Raw genomic sequence first — 26,491 nt, 5'->3', positions numbered from 1 at the left:
TTAATATGTATCGGACAAATCCTATTTATAACTCTCTTCCAATTCTCTGTACCATTTCTGCAAAACAAAGAAAGCTTTTTTCTTCTGTCCTTTATCAGACACCAGCCCTTTGCGATTAAAATCATCTTGTATTTCGGGTACATGACGCCTCGGAGAGCGGAAATCCTTCAGTATCCACGGTGTAGTACCGGCCAGTCCCGGAATACGCTTCAACATATTCACGTGGCGGATATACAAATCTTCCTGATACTCCTCCGTAAACCGTTCTTTCCTGGAACCGTGCCGTCCATACAAAGCACCTCCTCCAAGTTCGCTGATAAAGACCGGTTTCCGGGCATCGAACACCCAGTTCACACGGTCACATTTTTCCGAATCGCCGTCATACCAACCCACATATTCATTAAAGCTGATAATGTCAAGGAGTTCTCCCAACGGGTCATTCACAGTCATAACGCCCGGACGAACTTCTTCCTTCTCCATCGCCGCACCAACCAAGCGGACATTATCCAAACTCCTGACCTTGTTTGCCAGCTTGGTAAGGAATGCCAGGCGCGGTTCACTAAGAGGCGTTTCATTGGCTATAGACCAGATGATAACGTTACATCGATTCTTGTCACGTGCAATCATATCACACAACTGCTGTTCCGCATTCTGATAGGTATCCTTATTCTCCCAATGAATAGTCCAATACACCGGAATCTCCGACCATACCAGAAATCCCATGCGCTCTGCCTCACGCACCATCTCTTCATTGTGGGGATAATGGGCCAGGCGGACAAAATTGCATCCAAGCTCCTTTGCCCAACTCAGTAAAGTACGGGCATGGTCTCTTGAATAGGCACGCCCGCTATAGTAGGGAGTCTCCTCGTGGATACTGATACCTCTGCAGAATATCTCTTCATCGTTCAACAGTATTTTAGTTCCCTCTGTACGGATAGTCCGGAAGCCGATCTCATCAGAGACTTTATCTGTTTCGGAAGACAGATTCACCACATACAGCTTAGGTTTTTCCGGAGTCCACAAGACCGGTTTGGCCTTTACCTGGAACGAAGCATAACCGTTGGAGTCCGTTACAACCTCTTTCTTCACTTTCAGTTCCGGAATATCCAGCACTATCTTTTGCTCTTTGGCAGAACCATCCAGTTGTACCCAGCCTTCAACCGTATCTTTATCATTCTTCTTCAATTGTACGTAATAATCACGTATGTAAGTCGAAGGCGTTTCAATCAAGGTAACCGGCCGGGTGATGCCACCGAAATTCCACCAGTCGGCATTGACCGTAGGCACAGCTTCGGGATGGCGTTTGTTATCGACTTTCACCACGAGGCTATTGGTACCTTCCCTCAAAAGGCCGGTAATTTCAAAATTAAAAGGAGTAAAGCCACCGATATGCCTGCCCAGACGTTTGCCGTTCAGCCATACAATGGCTTCATAATTAACAGCTCCAAAGTTGAGGAAAAGACGTTTGCCCGGTTGCAGGGAGTATTCAAAATGCTTTCGATACCACACAGTGCCTTCATAATAGTACAACTGAGGCCGTTGTGTATTCCAGTCACCGGGAACAAACAGCAGTTTATCCGTTTCAAAATCATACTCTTGAAGTTGGGTCTTATCAGAATAAGTCTTGTCTTGGGCATAACCGCCGTCATAAGGCTTCAAACGATAGTCATAATAACCGTTTTCAAAGGGATCTACAATCGTTTTCCATTGTCCGTCAAGGGACGTTATCTGGCGTGCACCGACATTCATGATTTGGAGAACCTGCTGCCCGAAGGCCAAAACCGGTACCAGAAGCAAAAGGAAGGCAATACTGCTTTTCAAAAGTGTCTTCATAAGGTTTACATATTATATATGTCTGCAAAAATAATAAAAAGAAAATAACCGCAATCGTCAACGAAGCTTTCTTTTATGTACTTTTGCACGCATCACTGTCTGATAAAAGCAGATATTGACAACTTCATTATTTCATCAATATGAAAAAACTTATCCTAACCGGCATATGGCTCTTATATGGAATCCTCCTTCCGGCACAAGAACTAGAGCAGAATGTGGAAGAACGCCTCCAGACATTCTTTAAGGAATACACCACCCATACGACCAACATCGGTACCTGCAAGCTAGACAGTTTCCGCATTGACTTCCGGAAGAAGAAATTACTTGTCTATGCAAACGAGCGCTTTGCCTACCAGCCTCTACGGCCTGAAACCGTCGATGCCATTTACCGCCATCTGGGACAAATCCTACCAGGACCAGTAAACAACTTCGACCTCACCGTCTTTGCTGATGGGAAAAACATTGAAGAGCTTATCCCCAACCTCTACCGGAAAGGGAAGAAAGACAAGGCACGTACGTTCAGTCACTTGGAATACAAAGGTATACCTTGGGTAACCCGTACTTCATGCCCCTACGAAATCACCCGAGGACTGGAAGGAAATCACATTGCCCTTTGGCAAAGCCACGGGAAATATTACATCAATGACAAGAACAAATGGGGATGGCAACGCCCGAGGCTGTTCTGCACCACGGAAGACCAGTTCACCCAGTCGTTCATCCTGCCCTACCTCCTGCCCATGCTGGAGAATGCAGGAGCCAATGTATTCACTCCCCGCGAAAGGGACACACAAAAGCGGGAAGTCATCGTAGACAATGACGGTAGCCTAAGCAGAGATGGAGGACAAGGTTCCCTCTATCTGGACGTGAAAAGCCGGAAAGCACGTTGGGAACAGACCTCCCAACCCGGATTTGCCCAACGGAAACGAATCTATCAGGACAATGAAAACCCTTTCCTCACCGGTACGGCACGCTTTGCCAAAACTGAAAAGAAGAAAGACAAGGCTTTTGCCGAATGGGTGCCCGATATTCCGGAAACGGGAGAATATGCCGTATACGTATCTTATCAGACTCTGCCGGGCAGCGTAAGCGATGCCAAATACCTTGTATTCCACAACGGAGGCGTCACAGAATTCAAGGTGAACCAGCAAATAGGAGGCGGCACATGGGTGTACCTCGGCACATTCACTTTCGACAAAGGCCGGAATGACTATGGCATGGTGGTATTGAGCAACGAAAGCAAGGAGAAAGGCGTGGTCTGTGCCGATGCCGTCCGCTTTGGAGGAGGCATGGGCAACATTGCCCGCGGAGGACAAACCAGTGGCTTGCCCAGATACCTGGAAGGCGCACGCTACTCTGCCCAATGGGCAGGCATGCCTTACTCTGTTTATGGAGGCTACGAGGGGAAGAATGATATGAACGATGACATCAACGCACGTTCCCGTACGGTGAATTATCTTGCCGGGAAATCAGTATTCAACCCGGCAGAAGAAGGCTTGGGCATCCCCTTTGAAATGAGTATGGCCCTGCACAGCGATGCCGGTTTCAGCAAGGAAAATGAGATTATAGGCACTCTAGGCATTTATACCACCAACTTCAACAACGGCAGGCTGAATGCCGGTACAGACCGCCATGCCTCCCGCGACCTCTCGGACGTCCTACTGACGCAGTTGCAGCGTGACATCCGCTCCACCTTCAACGTAGACTGGACACGTCGCAGCCTATGGAACCGCAACTATAGTGAAACGCGCCTGCCCGCCGTTCCTTCCACCATCGTAGAACTGTTGTCTCACCAGAACTTCGCAGATATGCGTCTGGGGCATGACCCCAACTTCAAGTTCACCGTCGGACGTGCACTCTATAAAGCCATTCTGCAATATATATGCAACCAGCACGGGAAAGAGTACATGGTCCAGCCGCTTCCCGTCAGCCACTTTGCCATCCGCTTCGGTAAAAAGAAAAATACTTTAGAGCTCTCCTGGCAAGGCAAGGAAGACCCGTTGGAACCGACTGCCAAACCACGCGAATACATTGTATATACACGTATCGGACGTGGAGGATTTGACAATGGCGTACGTGTCAGTTCTCCGTTCCATACCGTAAAAATAGAACCGGGCATCGTCTATTCCTTCAAAGTAACCGCCGTGAATCGGGGCGGCGAAAGCTTCCCTTCGGAAATCCTTGCTGCCTATAAAGCCAAACGGGAAAAAGGACAGATACTTATCGTCAACGGATTCGACCGTATCAGTGGGCCGGCCGTCATAGACACTCCCGAGACTGTAGGTTTCGACCTATCGCAAGATCCCGGCGTTCCCTATCTCTATGACATCTCCCTCTGCGGTACCCAGCAGAACTTCAACCGGAAGGAAGCGGGAAAACGCCTGGGAGAGAGTAGAGAGGAATACGAAGGTATGAAAATTATCGGAAATACTTTCGATTACCCCTTTATACACGGCAAGGCCATACAAGCCGCCGGTAACTACAGCTTCGTCTCATGCAGCGATGAGGCTGTGGAAAAAGGCATCCTCTCTTTAGAGGACTATCCGATAGTAGACTATATCCTCGGGCTGGAAAAAGAAGACAATTCCAGCAATCCGGCACGCAATACATACTACAAGACATTCTCCTCATCCATGCAGCGCATATTGGCTTCGTATTGCCGGTCGGGAGGCAATCTCCTAGTCAGCGGCGCCTATGTGGGCAGCGACATGGACAATTCGCAGGGTAATAGGGATTTTATCCAGAATATTCTGAAGTACCGGTATGGAAATTCCTTGAAAACAGACGGGGATAAAATCGCTGTCCAAGGGCTGGGGCGTACTTTCACCCTTCCCCGACTGCCGAATGAGCAGGACTATCCGGTCACTTCCCCTGATTGCATCCTGCCCATGTCTCCCGCTTTTCCAGTCATGACCTATGCCACCGGCAACGCATCTGCCGCCGTGGCCTATCAAGGCAGCGATTACCGCACCTTCATCATGGGATTCCCTTTTGAAAGTATCAGGGAAGAAACGTCCAGAAATGCAATTATGGCCTCGATACTTCGCTTTCTCACCACAGATTAGGCAGAGCAACACAGAGAAAAACAGCAATCCCTATAAATAATCTGTAGAAATCTGTGTAATCTGTGGTGAAAAAACTATCTTTGCTTCTATTAATCATTAAACACTAAACATTAAACATCATGTACACCATACAAGCCAACCCCAGCGGAACCCGCAGCTTAGAAGTTTCAGAAGAAAACCTTGCCACCATTGAGAAGTACGGACTCTTCCGCCATCTCATCGACAGCAACGGCATTGTAGACGAAACAGTGCTCGACAAGTTGAAACTGAACATTCGCTCCCTCATCGCCGCACAAGAGGAAGATAGCAAAGACCTACTCGACCTCTGCATCGACGTTATCTATCACAACAACATGAAGGCCTTCGGACTGCAGCAACTCATTAAGCTCTATCTGCAATGGCTTTCCCAACAAGGCACTATAGAAATAGAAGAAGAATAAATGAAAACCATCGATACCTGCGGACAACAGCATTACAGCCCTCTAATCCCTGCCATAAAAGCCATGTGCAAGGCCGGGAAAGGCGAGAAGCTGGAAATCATCATGGACAACGCCACTGCCTTCAATGACATGAAAGAGTATCTTTCCGAGCAGCAGATAGGTTTCCGTGAGATTTACGACGGAGAACGAATGACATTACAGTTTACAATGTATTAATGAAAGAATATCGCCTTACAGACTGGCTTCCCACCACCAAGAAAGAAGTGGAACTGCGTGGTTGGGACGAATTAGATGTAATACTTTTCAGCGGTGATGCCTACGTGGACCATCCGTCTTTTGGAGCCGCCGTCATAGGTCGTATCCTCGAAGCTGAAGGATTACGCGTAGCCATTGTCCCCCAACCTAACTGGCGCGACGACTTACGCGACTTCAAGAAACTGGGACGCCCCCGTCTGTTTTTCGGCATCAGTCCCGGCTGCATGGATTCGATGGTCAATAAATACACTGCCAACAAACGCTTGCGCAGTGATGACGCATATACACCGGACGCACGTCCGGATATGCGCCCCGAATATCCTTCCATTGTATATACCCGGATATTAAAGCAACTATTTCCCGATGTCCCCGTCATACTGGGTGGCATCGAGGCAAGTATGCGCCGTTTGACGCACTACGACTATTGGCAAGACCGTGTACGCCCCAGTATCCTCCTCGACAGCGGTGCCGATTCACTCATCTACGGCATGGGAGAGAAACCGGTGGTGGAACTTGCGAATAGGCTGAAATGCCAACAAATAATGGACACCAAAGGCTTCAAACAGCTCATTGCCGATATTCCGCAAATGGTCTATCTCGACAAGGAGGTAGCTGCAGAAGAAGGAGATATTACCCTCTTTTCCCACGAAGAATGTCTGAAGGATAAAAAGAAAGAAGCTGCCAACTTCCGTCATATCGAGGAGGAAAGCAACAAATATACAGCATCCCGCATGTTACAAAAGGTCGGCAAACAGACAGTGGTAGTCAATCCCCCCTATCCTCCCCTGACGGAGGCAGAGCTCGACCATTCTTTCGACTTGCCTTATACGCGCCTGCCCCACCCCAAGTACAAGGGAAAACGTATTCCGGCATACGACATGATAAAGTTCTCCGTCAACCTGCATCGCGGATGTTTCGGAGGGTGTGCCTTCTGCACCATCTCCGCGCATCAGGGCAAGTTCATCGTAAGCCGTAGCAAGGAAAGCGTTCTGAAAGAGGTGAAAGCTATCATGGAGCTGCCCGACTTTAAGGGTTACTTAAGTGACTTGGGAGGCCCGTCGGCCAATATGTACCGCATGAAGGGACGGGATGAGGCCGTCTGCAGGAAATGTAAGCGTCCGTCGTGCATCTACCCCAAGGTATGCCCCAATCTGAATACAGACCACCGTCCGCTGCTTGACATCTATCATGCCGTAGATGCCCTGCCCGGCATCAAGAAGTCGTTCATCGGCAGCGGTGTACGCTATGACCTGCTGCTGCACCAGAGCAAGGACCCGAACACTAACAAAAGTACGCAGGAATATACCCGCGAGCTCATTGCCCGCCATGTCAGCGGTCGCCTGAAGGTAGCACCGGAGCATACGTCAGACCGCGTGCTCAACATCATGCGCAAGCCTCCGTTCAGCCAGTTCGGTGAGTTCAAGAAGATATTCGACAGAATTAACCGTGAAGAAGGACTGCGCCAACAACTCATCCCTTATTTCATCAGCAGTCATCCCGGATGCAAGGAAGAGGATATGGCGGAGCTTGCCGTCATCACCAAGCGACTGGACTTCCATCTGGAGCAAGTGCAAGACTTTACCCCTACTCCCATGACCGTTGCCACCGAAGCATGGTACACGGGCTTCCATCCTTATACGCTGGAACCGGTATTCAGTGCCAAAACGCAGCGCGAGAAACTGGCTCAACGCCAATTCTTCTTCTGGTACAAACCCGAAGAGCGCAGGAACATCATAAACGAACTGCGGCGGATAGGACGGACGGATTTGATAGACAAGCTATACGGGAAACGATAAAAATACGATATTTCCAAGAAACTCACAGCAACTGCATGAAACGATTCCTCCTCTGTCTATCCCTACTCTCCATCGGAGTGACAGGGATGCTGGCACAAAGCGAATGCCTACCGCAAAATTACAGCATCATCCTTGGTGGCGGTGTTTCCTTGCCCCATGTAGAAGGAAACCGCAACGACTTCTTCAGCAAGAACGGCAACCGGGTGGGATATGACCTCATGACAGAAGGCCGCTACTACATCACGCCCCTATTTGCCATGGGACTTCAATATGACTATCTGCGCATGGCCCGCCTACCGGATAAGGCACATCTGCACTGCATACGCCCCAACATCACATACCGTCCCTTGTGGAGCAACGGTAATCAAGGACTGTTCCTATCATTCGGCATCGGGTATATGAACTATCAAGAACGGACATATAAACGCGGTGAACGGAACGGACACCTTTTCCATAAAGGATATTGTGGAATAACTTTCGCTGCAGGCTATGAGTTCCGCATCAGCTGTAAACTCTCGGGTATGATTCGCTGTGATTTCCTAACAGCAGACTGGTTTGCCAACCCCGATGCACGACTTTACAACACGGACGGCTATGATGACGGAGTAGATCATAGCTGGTTCAAAAACAACATCACTTTCTTCAATTTGGGATTCTCCTTGCAGTTCGGACGTTAGTGGCAGGAGTGGCAACAGTTACTCCTCCACCTGCATTGCCACTACCTCCTGCAACACACAGACAGCTTCTTCCACCGTCCTGACATCCTTCACCAGCATACTCCGTTTGTTGTTCTGCTCGCGCAGGTCGCAACGACGGGTATATTTCATCATGTAGGCAATGACCTTACCGAAAGCCTGGCTCTGATAGTACGGGCTGTCCGGATTGGAGACGAAGAACAGGGACATGCGCCCACCTTTCAGAAAGACTTTCTCCACGCCGAGGCGGGCAGCCAGGCGTCGCAAGGGAACGATGCGCAGCAGTTCTTCCGTTTCGGGAGGAATCGGGCCGAAGCGGTCTTCGAGGCGGGAACGGAAAGCATCCACATCCTTGTCGAGTGTCAATCCGTCCAACTCGCGATAGAGCAACATACGCTCGCTGCTGCCAGTCACGTAATCGGCAGGCAACAGAAGTTCAAGGTCGCTTTCCACCTGGCATTCGTCGACAAACTGTTCTCCACTGATGACGCCTCCGTCTGCTTTCAGTTCTTCGGCATAAAGGTCGGCAAACTCGTCGGTCTTCAGTTCATGCACAGCTTCGGAGAGAATCTTTTGATAAGTCTCGTAGCCCAAGTCAGCAATGAAACCGCTCTGTTCGGCACCGAGCATATTGCCTGCACCACGGATGTCAAGGTCTTGCATGGCAATGTGGATGCCACTGCCCAGGTCGGAGAAGTTTTCGATGGCTTGCAGACGCCGCTTTGCTTCGGGAGTAAGGGAGGACAAAGGTGGTGCCAGCAGGTAACAGAAAGCTTTTTTATTGCTCCGCCCCACACGTCCGCGCATCTGGTGCAAATCACTGAGGCCGAAGTTCTGCGCCTGGTTGATGATAATGGTATTGGCATTGGGTATGTCGATGCCACTTTCGATGATGGTAGTGGCAAGCAGCACATCGTAATCGTAATTGACGAAATCAAAGATTATCTTCTCCAGTTCGGCAGGCTCCATCTGTCCGTGTCCGATACAGACACGGCAATCGGGAATGTGCCGCTCTATCATGGTCTTCAACTCAAACAGATTGGAAATACGGTTATTCACGAAGAATACCTGCCCGTTACGGCTCATCTCGAAATTGACGGCGTCGGCAATGATTTCCTCGTTGAAGGTGTGCACTTCCGTCTGGATGGGATAGCGGTTAGGCGGCGGTGTCTGGATGACGCTCAAGTCGCGCGCACCCATCAGCGAAAACTGCAAGGTACGGGGAATGGGTGTAGCCGTCATGGTCAGCGTATCCACATTCACCTTCAATTGGCGAAGTTTCTCCTTGACGGAGACGCCGAACTTCTGCTCCTCATCAATAATCAACAAACCAAGGTCTTTGAACTTAACGTCTTTTCCCAGGATACGGTGGGTACCGATAAGAATATTCACTTCCCCTTCGGCAAGCCCTTTCACTACAGCCTTTGCCTGAGCAGCGGTGCGGGCACGACTCAGATACTCCACCCGGCAAGGCAAGCCTTTCAATCGCTCCTTGAAGGTCTGGAAATGCTGATAGGCAAGTACGGTAGTGGGCACCAGTACAGCCACTTGCTTATTGTCCGCCACAGCCTTGAAAGCGGCACGAACAGCCACCTCCGTCTTGCCGAAGCCCACGTCACCGCACACCAGGCGGTCCATCGGACGGGCACTCTCCATGTCGGCCTTCACGTCGGAAGTAGCCTTACTTTGGTCGGGGGTATCCTCATAGATGAAGGAGGCTTCCAACTCCCGTTGCAGGAAGCTGTCGGGACTGTATTGGAAACCCTTCTCCTCGCGGCGTTGCGAGTAGAGTTTTATCAAGTCGCGGGCAATATCCTTTATCTTCGTCTTGGTGCGGTCTTTCAGCTTCTCCCAGGCTCCGGTGCCGAGCTTGTTGAGGCGGGGCGCTTCACCCTCCTTTCCCTTGTACTTGGAAACCTTGTGCAGAGAGTGGATGGAGACAAACACCACATCTTCGTTCTGATAGACAATCTTCATCACCTCCTGCGTGGTGTCACCGTTGGGGATACGTACCAGTCCGGCAAAACGCCCCACACCGTGGTCGGTATGCACCACATAGTCGCCGGGGGTGAATTGGTTCAGCTCCTTCAGGCTCAAGGCCACCTTGCCGCTGCGTGCCTTGTCGCTCTTCAAGTTATACTTGTGAAAGCGGTCGAACAGCTGATGATCGGTAAAGATACAGATACGTAAAGTGTCGTCGGCAAAGCCTTCGTGCAGTGTCCGTTCTACGGCGGTAAAGGATATGTTGTCTCCACGGTCCTCAAAGATGGCACGGATGCGGTCGGTCTGTTTCAGGCTGTCGCTGCATATGTAGATGGTGTAGTGACGGGAGAGGTATTCGCGGAAACTCTCCGCCACCATGTCGAAGTTTTTATGGAAGATAGGCTGTACCGTAGTATGGAACGAGACGGTGGCATCCGGTGTTCCGGTGGGCTTGTTGCCAAACTCCATCCGGCGGAAATCGAGGGCGCGCAGGGTGAACTCGCCACCATCAATCAGCTTGCCTTCCAGCGTGATGGCTCCATTCTCCTCCGACTCACGGGCAGCGATGGCCTGTGGGGTGAGCGATTCGTCGTGCACGGTCTGGATGCGTTCGCGTAGCCAGAGGAAATCGCGCATGGCAAGCAAGCTGTCCGACGGAAGGAAATCGAGGAACGACACCATGCCGCCGCTTCCCCTTTTTTCCAGGCTATGGCTCAAGTCGGGAACTATCACGATGCTTTCTTTCCTCTCCTTCGAGAGCTGTGTTTCCACCTCGAAGGTACGGATGCTTTCCACCTCATCGCCGAAGAAGTCTATACGGAAGGGATATTCGGAAGAGAAGGAAAAGACGTCGATAATACTGCCACGAACGGCATACTGCCCCGGCTCGTAAACGTAATCCACATATTCGAAACCGTAGCTGCGCAATACGTCCGTCACAAAGTCCATATCCCCCCTCTCGCCTGCATGCAGTTTCAGTGTATTCTCCCCCAGTTCCTTACGAGAGACCACCTTTTCGGCCAGCGCATCCGGATAGGTCACCACGCAAAGCCCCTCTTCTCCTTTTTGCAGGCGACTCAGCACTTCTGTACGGAGTATTTCGTTTGCCGCATCCTTCTGCCCGTACTTGATGGCGCGGCGAAATGAAGAAGGAAAAAACAATACCTGCTCTGTCCCCAATATCTGCGTCAAATCATGATAGAAATAACCGGCTTCCTCCATATCGCCCAGAATGAAAACGAGCGGACAAGTAGCCCGCTGAACCAATACAGACGAAAACAAAGAAGCGGCAGAGGCATATAAACCTCCGCAATATAGGTGACGGACAGAGTTATCTTTCAGAAGCCTGCACACCCCCTCTACATTGGGATGGGAAGCATAAGATTGTTGCAGTTCAGTTATATTCATTGCTTTGCGCTTTTTCCCCCGGTATTGCCTCTCATAAGGTATCCTACCGAAATAAATTCGGTGCAAAAATACACAAATAATCTTTAGCTTTGACCTGTCGGCAACTATGTTCTCTGAAATAATCTTTCTGCTGTCAGCCTGCACATCCTTCACCTTTTTTCTGTATCGCCCTATTTATCGGGGAAGGCAATGAAACTTCTTTTCCTCCAATTATGAATAACACAGCCTGCACAATCCCTATTCAGGAGTTATGTTACACAAAGTTTATCCCCAGCCTGCGGACATGTATCCCAGGGGTTGGTCTGTCTATCCCAAGGCTTGGGATAGACAGACCAAGACTGAAGAGCACTTTTTCTCCCTATATCTACCCACTTTATCCTTTATACTTCGAAAGTTTTTCTTTAATAGTTTGAATGTTTTCTGTTAATGATTGAAACGGGAATAGCTAAAGATTGAGGCTAAAGTTCAAAGTCAAGCATACGGTTCTTTGATTTAACCTGCATTCCTTATAGTCAGGAGTTAGAAGGAGCTACATTAGTGGCTCAATTTTAATAAAACACCAATGAAAACTTATCATTAAAAATTGAGCGGCCCACCGCATTACAAATCCGACCATAAGGAAAGCAACACCGAAAACGGCAAAGTTTCTGCTATAGCCGAATATCCCTATTAGCAGGCTGGCTACAGACTGGAACATCGTCACCATCAACAATAAGGAAACCGTATCATTCATTTCATGATTCATATCAGATTCACCACCATTCATGCTTTCCATCCTCCTGTGTAAATATACGCACCTCCTGTCCTTTCGTCTTGTTCCTCAACAGAAGCAAGGCATTCCGAGGCACCCTGTCATAGTTCATTGTATACGAACTGTCACCATACTTCTCTCCCAGCGAAACCCAGCCCGCATCAAAATAGAACAATTCATACAGCTCCCCCTTGTTTATCCCATTATCATCATTGTAAGGAGCATATACTATCCTCTTTATTTTCCGGACGCGACCGAATGACAGTCCTACCCAACCACCAGAGGATACAGGCGCATCAAAGTAGGTCAACATATCATGGTCAAACACTTTATATTTGTCACGGCCATTGCCATACCAACTACCATCCGTACCGATTATCTCCCCCTCAACCAAGTTATCCTGCTCGTCATACAATTCCAGCTCTGCCAGAAAGACATTCGAGTCAGGAGCAGACAGGTATCTGAGTGCCGTTGCCTCCACAGGAGTATCAAATACAATCGAAACCGGAGCCAGTGTTTCCGGGAATTCATCTATCGTACATACATCGGTAAATCGCTCGGAGACATCAGCCATTATCTGAAAACGGCCTCCTACCGTCCGACTCCTTGACAATTCATAGACATGCTTCTTGTCGGGATATTTCCGCCTTAAAAAAACAGAAGTAAAGGAGTTGACATCAGGGGCCAATAACCTTGTATCACCGTTCTCCTCCACAATAAAGGGATTCGATGCCGGGTACGTCTTGCCCCGATGGTAATAAGTGGCCAGGTAAGCATTACCCTTTGCGACCTTCTTGAATTCAACTTTTCCATTCTTGATACGGCCCCAGTCTATGGGAATCCATCCCTTATTATTGAACACAGACAAATAAGCATACTCCTTCTTTTCAGGAGGCGAGAACGACAAGTTTACCGTTGCCGCCACCGGAGTGAAATAGAGCTCGGAGACATCTTTCAAATGCTTGTCCTCAAACAGTGGGGGAATCTCCTCCTGCGGCAAAAGGCTTGCCAATGTGCCCTCTTGTTCGCTATACATCCTTCTGTATACCTTTGCCAGCCCGTCACGCTTCCGCATATCCGCAAGGTGTTCACCCAAAGGTACTTTGTCGTAAAAAAGAAACGGAAGCTGATAACCTTTGCCGATCAGTGTACACCAGCTGTGGCCCAAACTCCTTTTTCCCCATTGGGGAGTGAAATCAATGGCAACAGGAATGCCAAGGCTTCTTAACGAATAGACAGTCAACGCCTGTAACTCCTTGCAGTTTCCCAAGCCAATCGTAGAATAAAGCAGTGACGATGGAGAAAGCTCCGGTACAATCGTCGTATAAAAGAAATCCCTTTCCGCATATTTGCGGAGATAATAACTGCAAATGCAGGAATCGGCCATAGCGGTCCTTGCAAACGAGTCAAGAGCGACCTTCATGCTGTTCCTATAGTCTGTCATCCACTCTTCCAGTCTTTCATGCCCTATCCTATGCGGCAGTACATATTCGCAAAAATCCGAAAAATCCAGTTCCTTCGTCCAAGGATAACGCAGCGACTCGAAGCTCATGTCAATGTGTCTTATCAACTGCCCGGCAGTAAGATGTCTCAAATCACATTTTATCACCGAACCGCTTTGAAGTATCTTTCTGTTCAAGCACCGGCTTATACTGTCAACATCCCGCATAAAATCCTCCTGCACGGGAGTCCCGTTTATATTGCTCAGAGAATCTATCACACGCACGTACTCATCCCCATACACATAATCCAAGGAATAGCAGTCCATCATATTCCTTATCAAATAAACCGCCGCCTTATATTTCTGGCGGTCAGGACTGTCCAAAGAGTAGTGCTTCAACACCTTTTCCAGCTCGGACCTGTTCTCTTCAGCAGCCACAAGAGCCCGTTCCAATTTCAAATCAGAAAAGCAGGAGGAACAGGCAAGCAAGACCGCAACAAGCCCTGAAATCACGTTGAAGCCTCCATTCCTAAAATATTTCCGCAATATAAATCCCGCCATCATTTTTAATCTATTTCATCAAGAAACTGTTTCATCCTCCCCCTCACCTTAATGGAAAATGTATTCTCCACTTTTACCCGTTGCGCCAGAATATGCAAAGCCATCTTTCGGGCATTCACAGTATCTTGTTGCAACAGATACAGATTCCACAGTTTATAGTTGGGGCGTATACGTGTAGGAATCATTTCTGCAGCAACTTTATAAGACTCCTCGGCCTGCCCATAGCTTTTCCGTTCCAGATATATATCACCGCGCATACAATATGTTTCGCAAGAAAGCGGCAGCTTTTGTAACAAATCCACCTGCTCCACATTCCTAACCTTCCTGCCAAGCACGTCAATCAACAATGTTGAACTTTCACAGAAAAACAACATTACATGGCCACACACCGCCAATAACCCCATAAGAGGAACAACAGCAATTCCACAAAAAATTCTGTTTACACCCAGAACAGACACAGTTTTGCCACGACACAATCCTGTGAACAATGCAAAGTTCATCATAAGTGGCACCACATTGACCGGATATGAAAACATGGCGAATATCAGCCAAGCAGCCAATACGGCCTTCAATGTCCTTTCATCAGAAAAGACAAACGGTGACACCGCCACCAGCAGGAACAAAACAAGCCCGCACATTCCGGTTTCCACTGCAATATGCAACAGTTCATTATAGGGATAAGTCACGTTGTCGGCTACATTCAGAAAATCGGATTGAGGATGATTTCTGAAATAATCCGCCTGATAGAACATGTATTTCTTTTCAAACGCCCCTACACCGTGTCCCAATAAGGGCTTGTCCATCACCATATCCGATGAGACCCGCCATATCAGCAACCTGGCATTGGCCGACAACGGGCGATAGGCAAACAACAGGATACAAACAAATGCAACAGCCGCCACCGACAGACACACACACCACGCACGTCCACGCCATCCGAAAAATTTCATCTTCCCCCCATAAGCCATCAGCAATCCTGCCGCAACTGCCAGCAAACCGGCGCGTGAATCAGCCCAATAAAATGCAGTTCCCATAACACCTATCGAAGCTACTTTCAAGACAGTTCTCGTACTCCAATGCCGAAAAGAGGAAGCATACAATAAAACGGCAACAACCAATCCCACAGCAAGATACCCGCCCAGCGGTCCCGGATTGTTGAAAGTGCCCGTCACATCAAACAGAGGATGGAGACTCGACAAACAACCCACTTTTTGCAAAAGGGCCACAACCGCTTGTAATGATGCAGATAATATCAACGCTGAAAAAAGCGTTTCTTTATGATTCACCGTTCGCGCCAAAATATAAACCACTGCAAACAGAAACCATCTGAATATTGAAAGCTCCGCAACATCTTCCCTTTGCAGTAGCCATCGCAGGAAGATATAGCTTATAAACAGAGCAACGGCTATGTCACAAGCTGTCAGACGGACTTCTTTTATCTTTCTGCCAGTCTTCAAAAACAATAGCAGTCGGAAGAAAAGCGTCAGCAGGCAAATAATCAAGAGTGGGAACAATGGCATATCATTTTGGAATACGCCCGTCATCACCAAGCTGCACAACGGTGCTGCAATTATTGCCCCACCCAATAAAAGTTCTTTACTAAGATAGAGCTTTTTCATTGCGTTGGAATATACAGATTTTATTTATCATTAGAACTTAGGGACACGCCGTTTTACAGGATATATTTTCACAGAATCATTCATAGACTCATTCCGGTCTATAAAATATATTTTATCATGAGACATTATATATTTATATTTAGACTCGGCATTGGTCTTACCTTCTACCAAATCCCAATCTACAAGATTGGCAGAGTTTAAAAAGTCTTTGGACTTAACCTGAAATGGATTGTCAACGTTGTCCTTCAAATTTTCATATATAAAATCATAAAAATACAATTGTTTACGAGTATCTTTAGCACGTTCAAATATACTAAATATGTGAACAGCATCTCTATCCCAATCTCTAATCTCAAAAACTTGTTTACTCACACCTTTAATATCTAATTTTGTAGAAGTGAAAATCACATAAGCACTTGATTGAGAATATACATATAATATATTATACAGTACAAATAAATGCAAGAAAATTATTTTTTTCATAATCGCTATTGTTACAAATTGTTCTTTATTAAATACTCATTAATTTTTTCTTTCTCTGATTGTGTCAAATTTTCAAATGCATCAGAACTCGTAGCTCCTCCCCCCATTTTCCATACTTATAAAAGTCCTCACTCTGACCGGGGAAAGCACTTTGTAAACGTTCTTCCATCTTGTCCACATGACTGCCTATATATTCATGGTGCCCGTCATTTATCTTCCCCAATCCATCACCTCAGATGAATTATTGATATGAATAATCAACCGTTAGATAAATTATAAGCCATTAACCAGCTTCTGTTACATTAATACTTAGGAACACGCCGTTTTACAGGATATATTTTCACAGAATCATTCGTTGACTCATTCCGGTCTATAAAATATATTTTATCATGAGACATTATATATTTATATTTAGACTCGGCATTGGTCTTACCTTCTACCAAATCCCAATCTACAAGATTGACAGAGTTTAAAAAGTCTTTGGACTTAACCTAAAATGGATTGTCAACGTTGTCCTTATGGTTTTTATATATAAAATCATAAAAATACAATTGTTTACGAGTATCTTTAGCACGTTCAAATATAGTGAATAGATGCCCTGCATCCCTATCCCAATCCTGAACATCAAAAATAAGATTATTAACACCTTTATCATCCGAGTTCGTAGAAGTGAAAATCACATAGACAGCAGATTGGGAATACGTACACAGCACAGTACATAGTGTAAATAGATGTAATAGGATAAGTTTCTTCATAAGCGTTATTTTTTAGCTAACAACATGTCTACTTGGTGGTTACAAACCAACAGACATTGACTTTATCAATGAGAGTTCGTTTATGCCCTCAGCATATTTACAAAGTACCTTATATGGCAGAAATACAATATACTAAAGATAAAAGCCGGCTAAAAGCCATATTATGAATAAGCGACCGTTAGATAAATAAATTATAAGCTATCAACCGGCTTCTACAACATTAATACTTAGGAACCCATCGTTTTACAGGATATATTTTCACAGAATCATTCGTAGACTCATTCCGGTCTATAAAATATATTTTATCATGAGACATTATATATTTAAATTTAGACTCGACATTGGTCTTACCTTCTACCAAATCCCAATCTACAAGATTGACAGAGTTTAAAAAGTCTTTGGACTTAACTTGGAATGGATTATCAACGTTGTCCTTCCGATTATCATACTCAAATCTATAAAAATACAATTTTTTACGAGTATTTTTCGCAAGTTCAAATATAGTGAAAATATGAACTACACCTCCGCCCAAATTATGAATATTAAAAACGGAATGCTCTACACCTTTGGTATCTGATTCTATAGGAGTAAAAATCACATAGACAGCAGATTGAGAATACGCACACAGTACAGTACACAGTGTAAATAAATATAACAAGATAAACTTTTTCATAAGCATTATTATAAATTATTATTTGTCAAATATTCGATAATTTTATCTCTCTCCGATTTCGTCAATTTCAGAAACGCATCAGAACTCGTAGCCCCTCCTCCCCATTTTCCATACTTATAGAAGTCCTCACTCTGACCGGGGAAAGCACTTCGTAAACGTTCTTCCATCTTTCCACATGGCTGCCCATATATTCATGGTGCCCGTCATTTATCTTCCCCCAATCCGTTGGCTCGGACGAATTGTTGATTGCTGACAACAATTCAGGCTCTTTAAGTGCAAATTCATTGCTGCTGCCAGCGGTTCTGGATTTCTCAAGCAATTCGAGATGTGTATATTCATGCGCCATCACGATCATCAGTTGCAATTCCGTAAGCGAACTGTTGAAAGTCAGAGTCAAAGGTACATTCTTATATAATATTTCAGAAATGGTTGCCTTGTCTGAAACGCCCTCAGCCAGATTGCCGTCACCGGTCTTGCCCTCTTTCATTCTCACCACTTTCTTGATATTATCTATCAAACCTGCAAATGTGACATCAAGCTTTTTCTTTATAGCCTGAGCCTTTTGAGATAAGACCGGCTGAACATCTCCTCCATCTGGATCTGGAGGGGTAGGCCGGCAACTACCGTTGCAATTAGGATCACCACAATTAGGACAACGATAATTGTCCGTACCGTCTTCAACCCATATCTGATAACAATACTCCTCCCAACGATACTCAAAATGACATTCTACATGAGTCTCTACAATACCTTCAGCCGTAGGATAACCCGTATGATAACAAATCTCATATTCCACCAAATGAGGGTCACAGCGGGTCACATAACCACGAGGACGGACCGAGCCGCGGTTGTCTCTCAGAGAATCCAGCTCTTCTCTGCTTGGCTCAGGTATAGCAGAAATTTTTCCCACAATCCGCCCATGATGATAAATATCCCCCCACATCATTTCACCTTGCAGACTGTAATGACGGATAGAGCCGGAGAAAGATGCCAGATCATCCAATCGCAACGAGGCCATGTCATTACTTTCCTCCATGACATAAGAATAATTACCGGTTAAATGGATTATGCTGTAAAGATACTCATTTTCATGTTTCTTTTCTATAAACAAGCGAATATCCGTATTGGCAAACTTCTCATCTTCGGGAATTTCCTCATCAAATTGCTTTCTTGCAAAAATCTTGCCTAAAGGCAGATTGAAAGGGACAACAACATAAGCGCCCTCTGCATCGGAAAAACTGACAGCCTCATTCCAAAGAGGCGTAATGACAATGTCATCATCCAAAGAACGCGTGACAGCACCCGCACCAAACGGAACGATGTCCAAAGCGTCCGCTTCACGTTCAAATGCCGTACGGGCTTCCGATACCGTCAGCTTCATCTCTGGAGGACGGAATCCCTCCGAGAAATCATGAGTACACGATGCTATCGCCAACCCCACAAAGAGTACAGAGAGCATCTTCTGTTTCAGTGTTTTCATAGGCATTATTGTTTCAATTAATTAATAAAAATGGCATCTAACGGTCAACCTATTTCCATTTCTTTACTCCTTTCATATTTTCCGGTGTGGCCTCTGTCAAGCTCAGGGCAAATCCACCGCTGCGCGCCAGCTTCACATTCATCTTGCTCTTGTTCGTCACAATACCTTTCCTAATCCGGTAAGCTGTAGCATTCTTTTCAAAATCAGCATCTTCGGCATCGGCATAAAGCGTAGCTACGTATTGCCTGCCCGGTTCCAGAAAGTCAAGAACAAAAGCTGAAGTACGTGCGTGCTCATCGGTAATGCCTCCCACAAACCAGTTCTCCGTACCCTTGGCTTTACGGGCCACGGTGATATAGTCTCCCGGCTCCGCTTCGAGATACTTGCTCTCATCCCAGTCTACCGCCACGTCCTTGATGAACTGGAAAGCGTCCAAATGAGATTCATAATTCTCCGGCAAATCGGCAGCCATCTGCAACGGACTGTAGAGGGTGACGTATAATGCCAGTTGCTTTGCCAGCGTGGAATGAATCTGCCCGTGATTGTCATGATTCATAAAATTCAGGTAAATGTCAAAGATGCCCGGGGTATAATCCATCGGACCACCAATCAGACGGGTGAAAGGAAGCACGGTGGTATGGAAGGGCTTATTGCCGTCGTAAGGCTCAAATTCCGTACCACGGGCCGATTCATTGCCAATCAGGTTGGGATAGGTGCGGCACAAACCGGTAGGACGTACTGCTTCGTGCGCATTCACACAAATCTTATATTCGGCAGCTTTTTGTATGGCATAGAGGTAGTGGTTGTTCATCCATTGTCCGCAGTGATGTTCTCCACGGGGGATTATATCGCCTACATAGCCACTCTTTACAGAGTTATAGCCATTATCCGCCATGAACTGATAGGCCTTGTCCAGATGGCGTTCATAATTGCGTACCGAAGCCGAAGACTCATGATGCATCATCAGCCTGACCCCTCTGCTGTGTGCATAAGCATTCAGCATCTTCACGTCAAAGTCGGGATAGGCCGTCACAAAGTCGAACACGAAGTCACGAGAGCTCCCTCCCCAACTTTCCCATCCTTCGTTCCAGCCTTCCACCAATACTTGGTCGAAACCATGTTCGGCGGCAAAGTCTATATAGCGTCTCACTCTTTCATTAGTGGCGCCATGCCGGCCGTTCGGTTTGATTTTAGTATAGTCGTTTTCTCCAAAACGCATGGCAATCAGTTCATCCGTATAGCTCCATGACTTCTGGCCGGTAATCATCTCCCACCACACGCCTACATACTTCACCGGCTTAATCCATGAGACGTCTTCATATGCACAAGGATCGTTCAGATTCAGGGTAAGCTTGGAGGCCAAAATATCACGGGCATCATCGCTCACCATGACAGTACGCCACGGGGTTTTGCAGGGAGCCTGCATATAGGCCTTATTTCCCAAAACATCCGGCGTCAACCACGATTCAAAAACGAGTTTTTTGTCATCCAGGTTGAGATGCATACAGGAATAGTCCACCAAAGCCGCTTCATGCAGATTGATGTACAGACCATCGTCCGTCCTCATCTGCAAGGAGGTCTGCACACCCGTAGGCGAGAAAACAAACTGGGAGGCATTCACCGTCACCGCCTTATCCATCAAGCCGCGGATTTCGGACAAACGGGACTCAGTATAGTCGTACTCCTGAGTGTCATAGTCACCGGGAATCCAGAAAGCGGTATGGTCCCCTGTCATAGCAAACTGGGTATGCTCCTCTTTGACCGTAAAACAGTGCAGACCTCTTTGCAAAGGGAACTCATAACGGAATCCCAAACCGTCATCATAAAGGCGGAAACGGATGACGATATGACGGTCCTGTTCCTTCTGTTCCAACCTCACAGCCAGCTCGTTGTAATGATTCCGTATTTGTGCCACTTCGCCCCACACGGGTTTCCAGGTTTCATCAAATGTTGAGGTCTTGGCCTCCACAAGTGTAAAACCATCCATCAGGCCCAGATCGTCCTGCAATTCCAACCCCAGCTTCGATGGATTCACCACGGCTTTGTTCTTATAAGACAATCGATACACAGGCTCACCGGAAGAGTTCACCACAAAATCAAGCCGGAGGTTTCCATCCGGTGAGGTAATGCCTTCAGCCATTGCAGCTTTTCCCGCCATAACCAAAAGCAGAAAAAAAATCCATTTCACAGTTACATCATGCATGTTTCTCATATTATTTCAAATCAAATATTATTATTCCAAGTTCCAAAACAACAAATAACAAAACTATCGGGCCATTATAGAAATTGTATCCACTATCCCGCCACTCATATCCCTTATCTCAATATCCAGCCTATCCCTCTTTATGACACCTTTTAAAACTGTATTGGAGGAATTGTCTATTACCGGAAAATGCACTTTGTCCGTGGGCTTGTTATTAAAATATTCATGCAAATGCCCACACAGCATCACGTCAGCTCCAGCCTCGTTCAGTATCGGAACGAACTTGTCCAAGACCTCGGCCTGCCCGTGCCAGATGTCAGTTTCAGGCAAAGGAGGCATATGGGCGATCACTATCCTGAAAGACGCATCCTGGAATTCTCTGGATTTAACGGCTTCTGCAAGCCACTCCGCCTGTTGTGTACGGTAATTGTCATAGTCGGTGATACCATGATATTCAATATCAGAGTCAGGCTTGTCCTCACCGGTATCCAAGAAAATGAAGCAAGCAGGTCCCTGCCGTATCAAAAAATACAGATGGGGTTCCTTCGGAGAGAAAAAACGATGAAAGGAAGTGGCAAATGAGCCACGTGTCTCATGGTTTCCACGGGCATAATACAACGGTTTGCAGGTAGCGAACATATCTATGGAGATGTCCATGAAGCCTTTAAACAACTCCTCCTCATCCAGTAGGTTATTGAGCATGTCACCGTTATAGATGACCATGTCTGTTTTCTTGAAGTCCGCAGCGGCCAGCAATTTAGGTATATAGTCCGTATTGCCATGAATATCATTCAGCATGACAAAAGAGGCCACGGACTTGCTACTGTCATTGGTGGTAAATTTCAATCCTCGGCGGTCATAGATACTCGGAGCCGTAGCATTGCCATATATGACCTCCTCCCCCCTGCGGGAAAGCACCTCCCTGGCATAGACACGGTAACGGTAGCTAGTACCGGGAGCAAGGCCCGTGGCACGTACCGCATGCAATTCCGAAACATTCTTCACGCCATTGACCGTATCAAAAAACTTGATACGCTCAGTACGGTAATAACTCGTACCATCATCCGGAGCAATCTCCACCCAACCTATAGAAGGCTTATCCGAAAGCCAGACTATTGTCACTTCCGTTTCCTTTAGGTTCTGGAGATAAGGGCCGTGCTTGATCTTGATCTGCTCCTGGGCAAAGCCGGAAACAGACATGAGTATACACATTACACTGAAAAGTAGTTTTACCATGACAAATTATTATTTTTTGTTTTTAGGGGAAAGTCTTACCAAGACAACACCGTGCGCAGGGACTTTGAAACTCAGATTGTCGTTGGAGGTGCCAAGATGCCTATTCCCGTCCCAAATATCATAAACATCATACTCCAATTCCCAAAACCGGATATCCGCAAAGTGGAGATGGGATTTGTCTTTCCCAAACTGATACTCGAATGTCCACGGCTGTTCGTCACGATTGAAGAAGCATACAGCGGCTTCCCCGTCAGACAACTGCTTAACCCATATCTCATGCTGTTCTATTTTCATGTAACGACGACCCTGTATGCCCAGCTTGTCCTGATTTATAGCAATCACATCCTTATTCGTCAGAATGGACAGCGTCTCCCTGTCCATAGTCCTCAGGTCATTTCCCGCCAACAGCGGTGCGGCCAGCATACACCACATGGTAAAATGTGAACGGTTCTCCTCAGCAGTCAGCACTCCGTTGCCGACTTGCAGCATGTCCGGGTCATTCCAATGCCCAGGACCAGCATAAGGCCACAAATCCGCATTCTTATCGATGATATCCACAACACTGCATCCGCCCCAATGTACTGTACCTTTAAAGGCATTGATAATATCCCCCGTAGTCCTCCACAAGTGGCCGATACCTTTGGCCCATGTCCACGGCTTGCTGCTCCCCCACTCACAGATAGAGAACACCACCGGACGACCGCTAGCCTTCAAGGCATCACGCATGGTACGGTAAGCTCCCTGAGGACTCTGCCCCTCATCAAAGCACCAGTCATACTTCAAAAAATCCACACCCCATTCCGCATAAGTGCGAGCATCCTGGAACTGATATCCACGGCTCCCCGGACGCCCGGCACAAGTCAGTGAACCAGCGCAGGAATAAATGCCGAACTTCAATCCCTTGGAATGTATATAGTCTGCCAAAGCTTTTATACCGGAAGGGAAACGCACCGAATCAACCACAATATTCCCATCCGCATCACGTCCCACCTGCCAGCAATCATCCACATTCACATAAGTATAACCCGCATCCCGCATCCCGTTTGCCACAATCAGGTCGGCCATCTCGCGTATCTGCCGTTCGTTCACATCACAACTGAAACAGTTCCAGCTGTTCCATCCCATGGGAGGGGTCAGCGCCAATGAGTCAGCTCCATCAGCATGGGCAACAAGAAAACTACACACTACAATCACAAAACACAAAATCCGTCCTTTCATAATACTCGTTTTTTATTATTATACATTTATTATTCATATATTCATAATTATACCAAGACTTATCGGTAGACACTCATGCCCCCAAACAGTGATCGCCCTTAAAAGGACTGATAAAAGTAATCAGGACCAGTGTACTCTCCTTGTATCGTCACCTCAGGAAGCTGATACACCTTCATCCCGTTGACAGTCTTATTGTTCACTTCGTACAAATATCGGCAGCCTTAGCCCTGACCATAGACCTCCATAAAAGCCGGGGGACTGATGGATAAGTGTCCTCCTTCAGCCGGATCTTATAGTGTTGTGCCTTTTTCCAGAAAGGGGTAATTATGAATCCCCTCATATCAGGGAAATCGTGGGTTATGCAGAAATTGCCCTATCTATCTTTAGCGATGGCCACTAATAACTTATGCCCATTCAGGTTGCCATAAGGAATTCCCAGACAACGCCGGATGCAGAAAAGCCCTGCTCTTTGTCGGAGAGCCCAACACTGACATCTGAAAAAGAGAGGCATGCTGACGGACAAAGACAAGGCGTTCCGTCAAAGCTTCTTCACCGCATTGAATGCAGTGAAGTGTACAATCACCTCCGGCATTTCCCTCTTGGAAATGAGACCTCAGTTCCATCGTAGAGATATGACTACGATGTACGACCTGCCCACATACGTGGGGCAACAATACCAACTTCTCTTCCAGCATGCAGACAGAAAGGGACACACATCCTATAGTATATCAAAGAATCATCCTAAGTGACAGACAAGGCAACCCGATCGGATACAGCTAGCAGCAATTTAAAGCGCTTTTCCTGGTCTGAACTGTCAGACGCAACCGTATAGTGAATTGCCATCTGTTGCAGATAATAAAAAGTAGCCAATGCCCTCATGCTCGCTTTGAAAAGTGGCCAGTATATCACCTGCCAAATTTGTTCTTCCGACACAGACTTTATTATTAGAATCCTTGGTACAGACCATATACTCTACGCTTTTCTTGGAGTATGGTTCTCCATCACGACGTAACAAAGTAGCATGAGGTACCTATTTTCCTTCTCCTTCTCATACCTCACCTTCAACATAAGCAAGGATTCCGTATCCTTATAGACAGCAAACTGTCGCGTATAAAAAAGGATTCATCTGCATTGCGCATAAGATTGGTGTAAGCACGAAGCCTATACCGCCCCTTCTGGAATATCTTCCTCCAAGAAAAAAATTACGGAATATACTCTTCTCCTCCATTATCTTCTTACGGAGCAGCACTTTATTTCTGTCACTGATCAATTCCACATACAGAAAACGGCTCCGGACATCCTGTTCCTATGCGTCCGCGCATCAACCAGATACCCCTTCATCCAAATGGTATCACCCACCAGATAAAAAGGCTTGTCCATATGAACATAAACCTTTTCTTGCCTCAATGAATCCATCCCCCCATTATCACCATAAAAAAAGGAGGAGATAGAAAAGCTAAAAGTATAATCAAAATTTTCTTCATAGTATACGAATTAATTAAAGGTTTATGACAAGCCCTACCGTAAAGACGACACATCAATCACCAGCTGGCTGTTATCCGTAATATAAGTGTTAGTGAACTTCGCCTTGTCATTCAAGCGGACCTTAAATTCAGTGGTTGCATTGCCTAATATGGTAACTGACTTATTATCCAACAGGATTTCAAAGTTCAGTGTAGATTTATTCATGACTTTCACCAGCGCCTGGTTATCATGCGTATTCTTCACCTCATATGTCAGACAGGCCTTTACCAAGGCCGTCAGATTCTTCTCAGAACCAATCAGAATATCTCCAAACTTCACAACAGAACGTCCGGCAAACAATGCCTCCTTTACCCCTTCCTCCGAACGCTCCTTGGCAAAAACAACTGTCATAGGACCGCTTTGTATATCCGTACGATACGTCTGCCTATAGACGCCATGTATATCAGTGTTTCCCATATATGTCAAACCGTAATCCTTACAGTAATTAAAAGCCTTTGGGTAGTACTCGAAGCCATTTACCAGTTCAATCCCATGAATTTTCTTCTGCCTGATAAGCTCTTCATGTACCTTATAGATAGTGCTTGTGTCATTGGGCCAGCCCGGATGATTCCACATGATAAAGGCTCCTTGGGCCAGAGCATTGTCTATTGCAGTCAAAGGGTCATCCACATCCAGCGCATTGGCATCGCTCAAGAAAAGGGCATTGATGTGCCCTATCGGTTTGGAGCGGGTGATTTCCGCTCCTTGAATAACTATAACCTTAGAACTTGCCTCAATAGTCTTGGCCCTTCTATAAGATTCGTTGTGGTCGGCTTTGATGTAACTGTTCGGACGATATTCAATATGATCCGTGATAGCTATGACATCCAACCCACGAATCGCCCCTTCCCATACGCGGTTTTCCGGTTTCAAATCCCCGTCGGAAAAAATAGTATGTACATGAAAATCACATTTCAGAGCCTTATAGCCGTCCACATCAGGTATATATATGTACTCTCCGGAATATGGCTGCTGTGCCTCCGGAACTTTCACCACATCCAGTCCCTGCAGTTGCGCAGGGACCTGGAAAGTAAAAGTCAGCAAAAAAGCGATGGATAAATATAATTTCTTCATTC

The 26,491-nt window shown here is 46.6% G+C and carries 18 protein-coding genes; 6 read left to right on the top strand and 12 right to left on the bottom strand.

All coding sequences use genetic code 11. The features are described 5' to 3' along the window. Positions 1-21: 21 nt before the first annotated feature. A complete protein-coding gene (locus JXR92_RS09980; RefSeq protein ID WP_138345726.1) occupies positions 22-1,833 on the bottom strand; it encodes a glycoside hydrolase family 2 protein in 1,812 nt (603 codons plus the stop codon). Between the two features lie 140 nt (positions 1,834-1,973). Between JXR92_RS09980 and JXR92_RS09975 the strand changes: the two genes are divergently transcribed. The 5 genes from JXR92_RS09975 (at position 1,974) to JXR92_RS09955 (ending at position 8,063) form a co-directional block, all read left to right on the top strand. Continuing rightward, positions 1,974-4,895 (top strand): golvesin C-terminal-like domain-containing protein, encoded by a 2,922-nt coding sequence (locus JXR92_RS09975; RefSeq protein WP_138345728.1) that lies wholly within the window; start codon positions 1,974-1,976, stop codon positions 4,893-4,895. 119 nt (positions 4,896-5,014) lie between these two features. After that, entirely contained in the window at positions 5,015-5,335 is a 321-nt protein-coding gene (locus JXR92_RS09970) for a hypothetical protein (protein WP_117600951.1), read from the top strand. Continuing rightward, on the top strand, positions 5,336-5,551 hold the full coding sequence (locus JXR92_RS09965) for a sulfurtransferase TusA family protein (protein WP_117600952.1): 216 nt from the start codon (positions 5,336-5,338) through the stop codon (positions 5,549-5,551). It abuts the gene before it with no gap. Beyond that, positions 5,551-7,386 (top strand): YgiQ family radical SAM protein, encoded by a 1,836-nt coding sequence (locus tag JXR92_RS09960; RefSeq protein ID WP_138345731.1) that lies wholly within the window; start codon positions 5,551-5,553, stop codon positions 7,384-7,386. Before JXR92_RS09965 ends, JXR92_RS09960 begins: the two co-directional genes overlap by 1 nt. 35 nt (positions 7,387-7,421) lie before the next feature. Continuing rightward, positions 7,422-8,063, top strand: coding sequence for a hypothetical protein (locus tag JXR92_RS09955; RefSeq protein ID WP_117600954.1), 642 nt, complete (start codon positions 7,422-7,424; stop codon positions 8,061-8,063). An 18-nt stretch (positions 8,064-8,081) separates the two neighbouring features. Here the strand turns inward: JXR92_RS09955 and mfd are convergent, their stop codons facing one another. From mfd to JXR92_RS09905, 10 genes are all read right to left on the bottom strand, one after another. Beyond that, positions 8,082-11,471: a transcription-repair coupling factor gene (gene mfd, locus JXR92_RS09950; RefSeq protein ID WP_117600980.1), complete on the bottom strand. Its 3,390-nt coding sequence runs from the start codon at positions 11,469-11,471 to the stop codon at positions 8,082-8,084. A 752-nt stretch (positions 11,472-12,223) separates the two neighbouring features. Further along, entirely contained in the window at positions 12,224-14,227 is a 2,004-nt protein-coding gene (locus tag JXR92_RS09945) for a hypothetical protein (protein ID WP_119961980.1), read from the bottom strand. Positions 14,228-14,229: 2 nt separating this feature from the next. Next, on the bottom strand, positions 14,230-15,843 hold the full coding sequence (locus JXR92_RS09940) for an O-antigen ligase family protein (RefSeq protein WP_131226002.1): 1,614 nt from the start codon (positions 15,841-15,843) through the stop codon (positions 14,230-14,232). 30 nt (positions 15,844-15,873) lie between these two features. Continuing rightward, positions 15,874-16,326, bottom strand: coding sequence for a hypothetical protein (locus tag JXR92_RS09935; RefSeq protein ID WP_117600958.1), 453 nt, complete (start codon positions 16,324-16,326; stop codon positions 15,874-15,876). 491 nt (positions 16,327-16,817) lie between these two features. After that, a complete protein-coding gene (locus JXR92_RS09930; RefSeq protein ID WP_138345733.1) occupies positions 16,818-17,081 on the bottom strand; it encodes a hypothetical protein in 264 nt (87 codons plus the stop codon). Positions 17,082-17,301: 220 nt separating this feature from the next. Beyond that, positions 17,302-17,754, bottom strand: a complete 453-nt coding sequence (locus JXR92_RS09925; protein ID WP_129644048.1) for a hypothetical protein — start codon at positions 17,752-17,754, stop codon at positions 17,302-17,304. A gap of 67 nt (positions 17,755-17,821) precedes the next feature. Continuing rightward, a complete protein-coding gene (locus JXR92_RS09920) occupies positions 17,822-19,234 on the bottom strand; it encodes a hypothetical protein (protein ID WP_119961983.1) in 1,413 nt (470 codons plus the stop codon). Positions 19,235-19,283: 49 nt separating this feature from the next. Next, complete coding sequence (locus JXR92_RS09915) at positions 19,284-21,446, bottom strand: glycoside hydrolase family 97 protein (RefSeq protein WP_117600963.1); 2,163 nt, start codon at positions 21,444-21,446, stop codon at positions 19,284-19,286. Positions 21,447-21,500: 54 nt separating this feature from the next. Then, the gene (locus tag JXR92_RS09910; protein ID WP_117600964.1) at positions 21,501-22,673 is read right to left on the bottom strand and encodes a purple acid phosphatase family protein; all 1,173 of its coding nucleotides are present in this window, start codon (positions 22,671-22,673) and stop codon (positions 21,501-21,503) included. Between the two features lie 9 nt (positions 22,674-22,682). Further along, the gene (locus tag JXR92_RS09905; RefSeq protein ID WP_117600965.1) at positions 22,683-23,891 is read right to left on the bottom strand and encodes a glycoside hydrolase family 27 protein; all 1,209 of its coding nucleotides are present in this window, start codon (positions 23,889-23,891) and stop codon (positions 22,683-22,685) included. A 509-nt stretch (positions 23,892-24,400) separates the two neighbouring features. Here JXR92_RS09905 and JXR92_RS09900 point away from each other — a divergent pair. Further along, the gene (locus tag JXR92_RS09900) at positions 24,401-24,640 is read left to right on the top strand and encodes a hypothetical protein (RefSeq protein ID WP_119961984.1); all 240 of its coding nucleotides are present in this window, start codon (positions 24,401-24,403) and stop codon (positions 24,638-24,640) included. Between the two features lie 769 nt (positions 24,641-25,409). Here the strand turns inward: JXR92_RS09900 and JXR92_RS09895 are convergent. Further along, a complete protein-coding gene (locus JXR92_RS09895; RefSeq protein WP_117600966.1) occupies positions 25,410-26,489 on the bottom strand; it encodes a CehA/McbA family metallohydrolase in 1,080 nt (359 codons plus the stop codon). Between the last annotated feature and the right edge of the window lie 2 nt (positions 26,490-26,491).

The organism is Bacteroides parvus, from assembly GCF_017309675.2.
Classification (GTDB): domain Bacteria; phylum Bacteroidota; class Bacteroidia; order Bacteroidales; family Bacteroidaceae; genus Bacteroides; species Bacteroides uniformis.
The sequence above is the reverse complement of the archived record's forward strand: the minus strand, read 5'-3'. Positions and strand labels throughout refer to the sequence as shown.

Bases quoted from the DNA above. Each gene is read 5' to 3' on its own strand.
- JXR92_RS09960 (WP_138345731.1), top strand. From the start codon at position 5,551: ATGAAAGAATATCGCCTTACAGACTGGCTTCCCACCACCAAGAAAGAA.
- JXR92_RS09965 (WP_117600952.1), top strand. From the start codon at position 5,336: ATGAAAACCATCGATACCTGCGGACAACAGCATTACAGCCCTCTAATC.
- JXR92_RS09955 (WP_117600954.1), top strand. From the start codon at position 7,422: ATGAAACGATTCCTCCTCTGTCTATCCCTACTCTCCATCGGAGTGACA.
- JXR92_RS09975 (WP_138345728.1), top strand. From the start codon at position 1,974: ATGAAAAAACTTATCCTAACCGGCATATGGCTCTTATATGGAATCCTC.
- JXR92_RS09900 (WP_119961984.1), top strand. From the start codon at position 24,401: ATGCTGACGGACAAAGACAAGGCGTTCCGTCAAAGCTTCTTCACCGCA.
- JXR92_RS09910 (WP_117600964.1), bottom strand. From the start codon at position 22,673: ATGGTAAAACTACTTTTCAGTGTAATGTGTATACTCATGTCTGTTTCC.
- mfd (WP_117600980.1), bottom strand. From the start codon at position 11,471: ATGAATATAACTGAACTGCAACAATCTTATGCTTCCCATCCCAATGTA.
- JXR92_RS09945 (WP_119961980.1), bottom strand. From the start codon at position 14,227: ATGATGGCGGGATTTATATTGCGGAAATATTTTAGGAATGGAGGCTTC.
- JXR92_RS09920 (WP_119961983.1), bottom strand. From the start codon at position 19,234: ATGAAAACACTGAAACAGAAGATGCTCTCTGTACTCTTTGTGGGGTTG.
- JXR92_RS09940 (WP_131226002.1), bottom strand. From the start codon at position 15,843: ATGAAAAAGCTCTATCTTAGTAAAGAACTTTTATTGGGTGGGGCAATA.
- JXR92_RS09970 (WP_117600951.1), top strand. From the start codon at position 5,015: ATGTACACCATACAAGCCAACCCCAGCGGAACCCGCAGCTTAGAAGTT.
- JXR92_RS09935 (WP_117600958.1), bottom strand. From the start codon at position 16,326: ATGAAAAAAATAATTTTCTTGCATTTATTTGTACTGTATAATATATTA.
- JXR92_RS09930 (WP_138345733.1), bottom strand. From the start codon at position 17,081: ATGAAGAAACTTATCCTATTACATCTATTTACACTATGTACTGTGCTG.
- JXR92_RS09915 (WP_117600963.1), bottom strand. From the start codon at position 21,446: ATGAGAAACATGCATGATGTAACTGTGAAATGGATTTTTTTTCTGCTT.
- JXR92_RS09895 (WP_117600966.1), bottom strand. From the start codon at position 26,489: ATGAAGAAATTATATTTATCCATCGCTTTTTTGCTGACTTTTACTTTC.
- JXR92_RS09980 (WP_138345726.1), bottom strand. From the start codon at position 1,833: ATGAAGACACTTTTGAAAAGCAGTATTGCCTTCCTTTTGCTTCTGGTA.
- JXR92_RS09905 (WP_117600965.1), bottom strand. From the start codon at position 23,891: ATGAAAGGACGGATTTTGTGTTTTGTGATTGTAGTGTGTAGTTTTCTT.
- JXR92_RS09925 (WP_129644048.1), bottom strand. From the start codon at position 17,754: ATGAAAAAGTTTATCTTGTTATATTTATTTACACTGTGTACTGTACTG.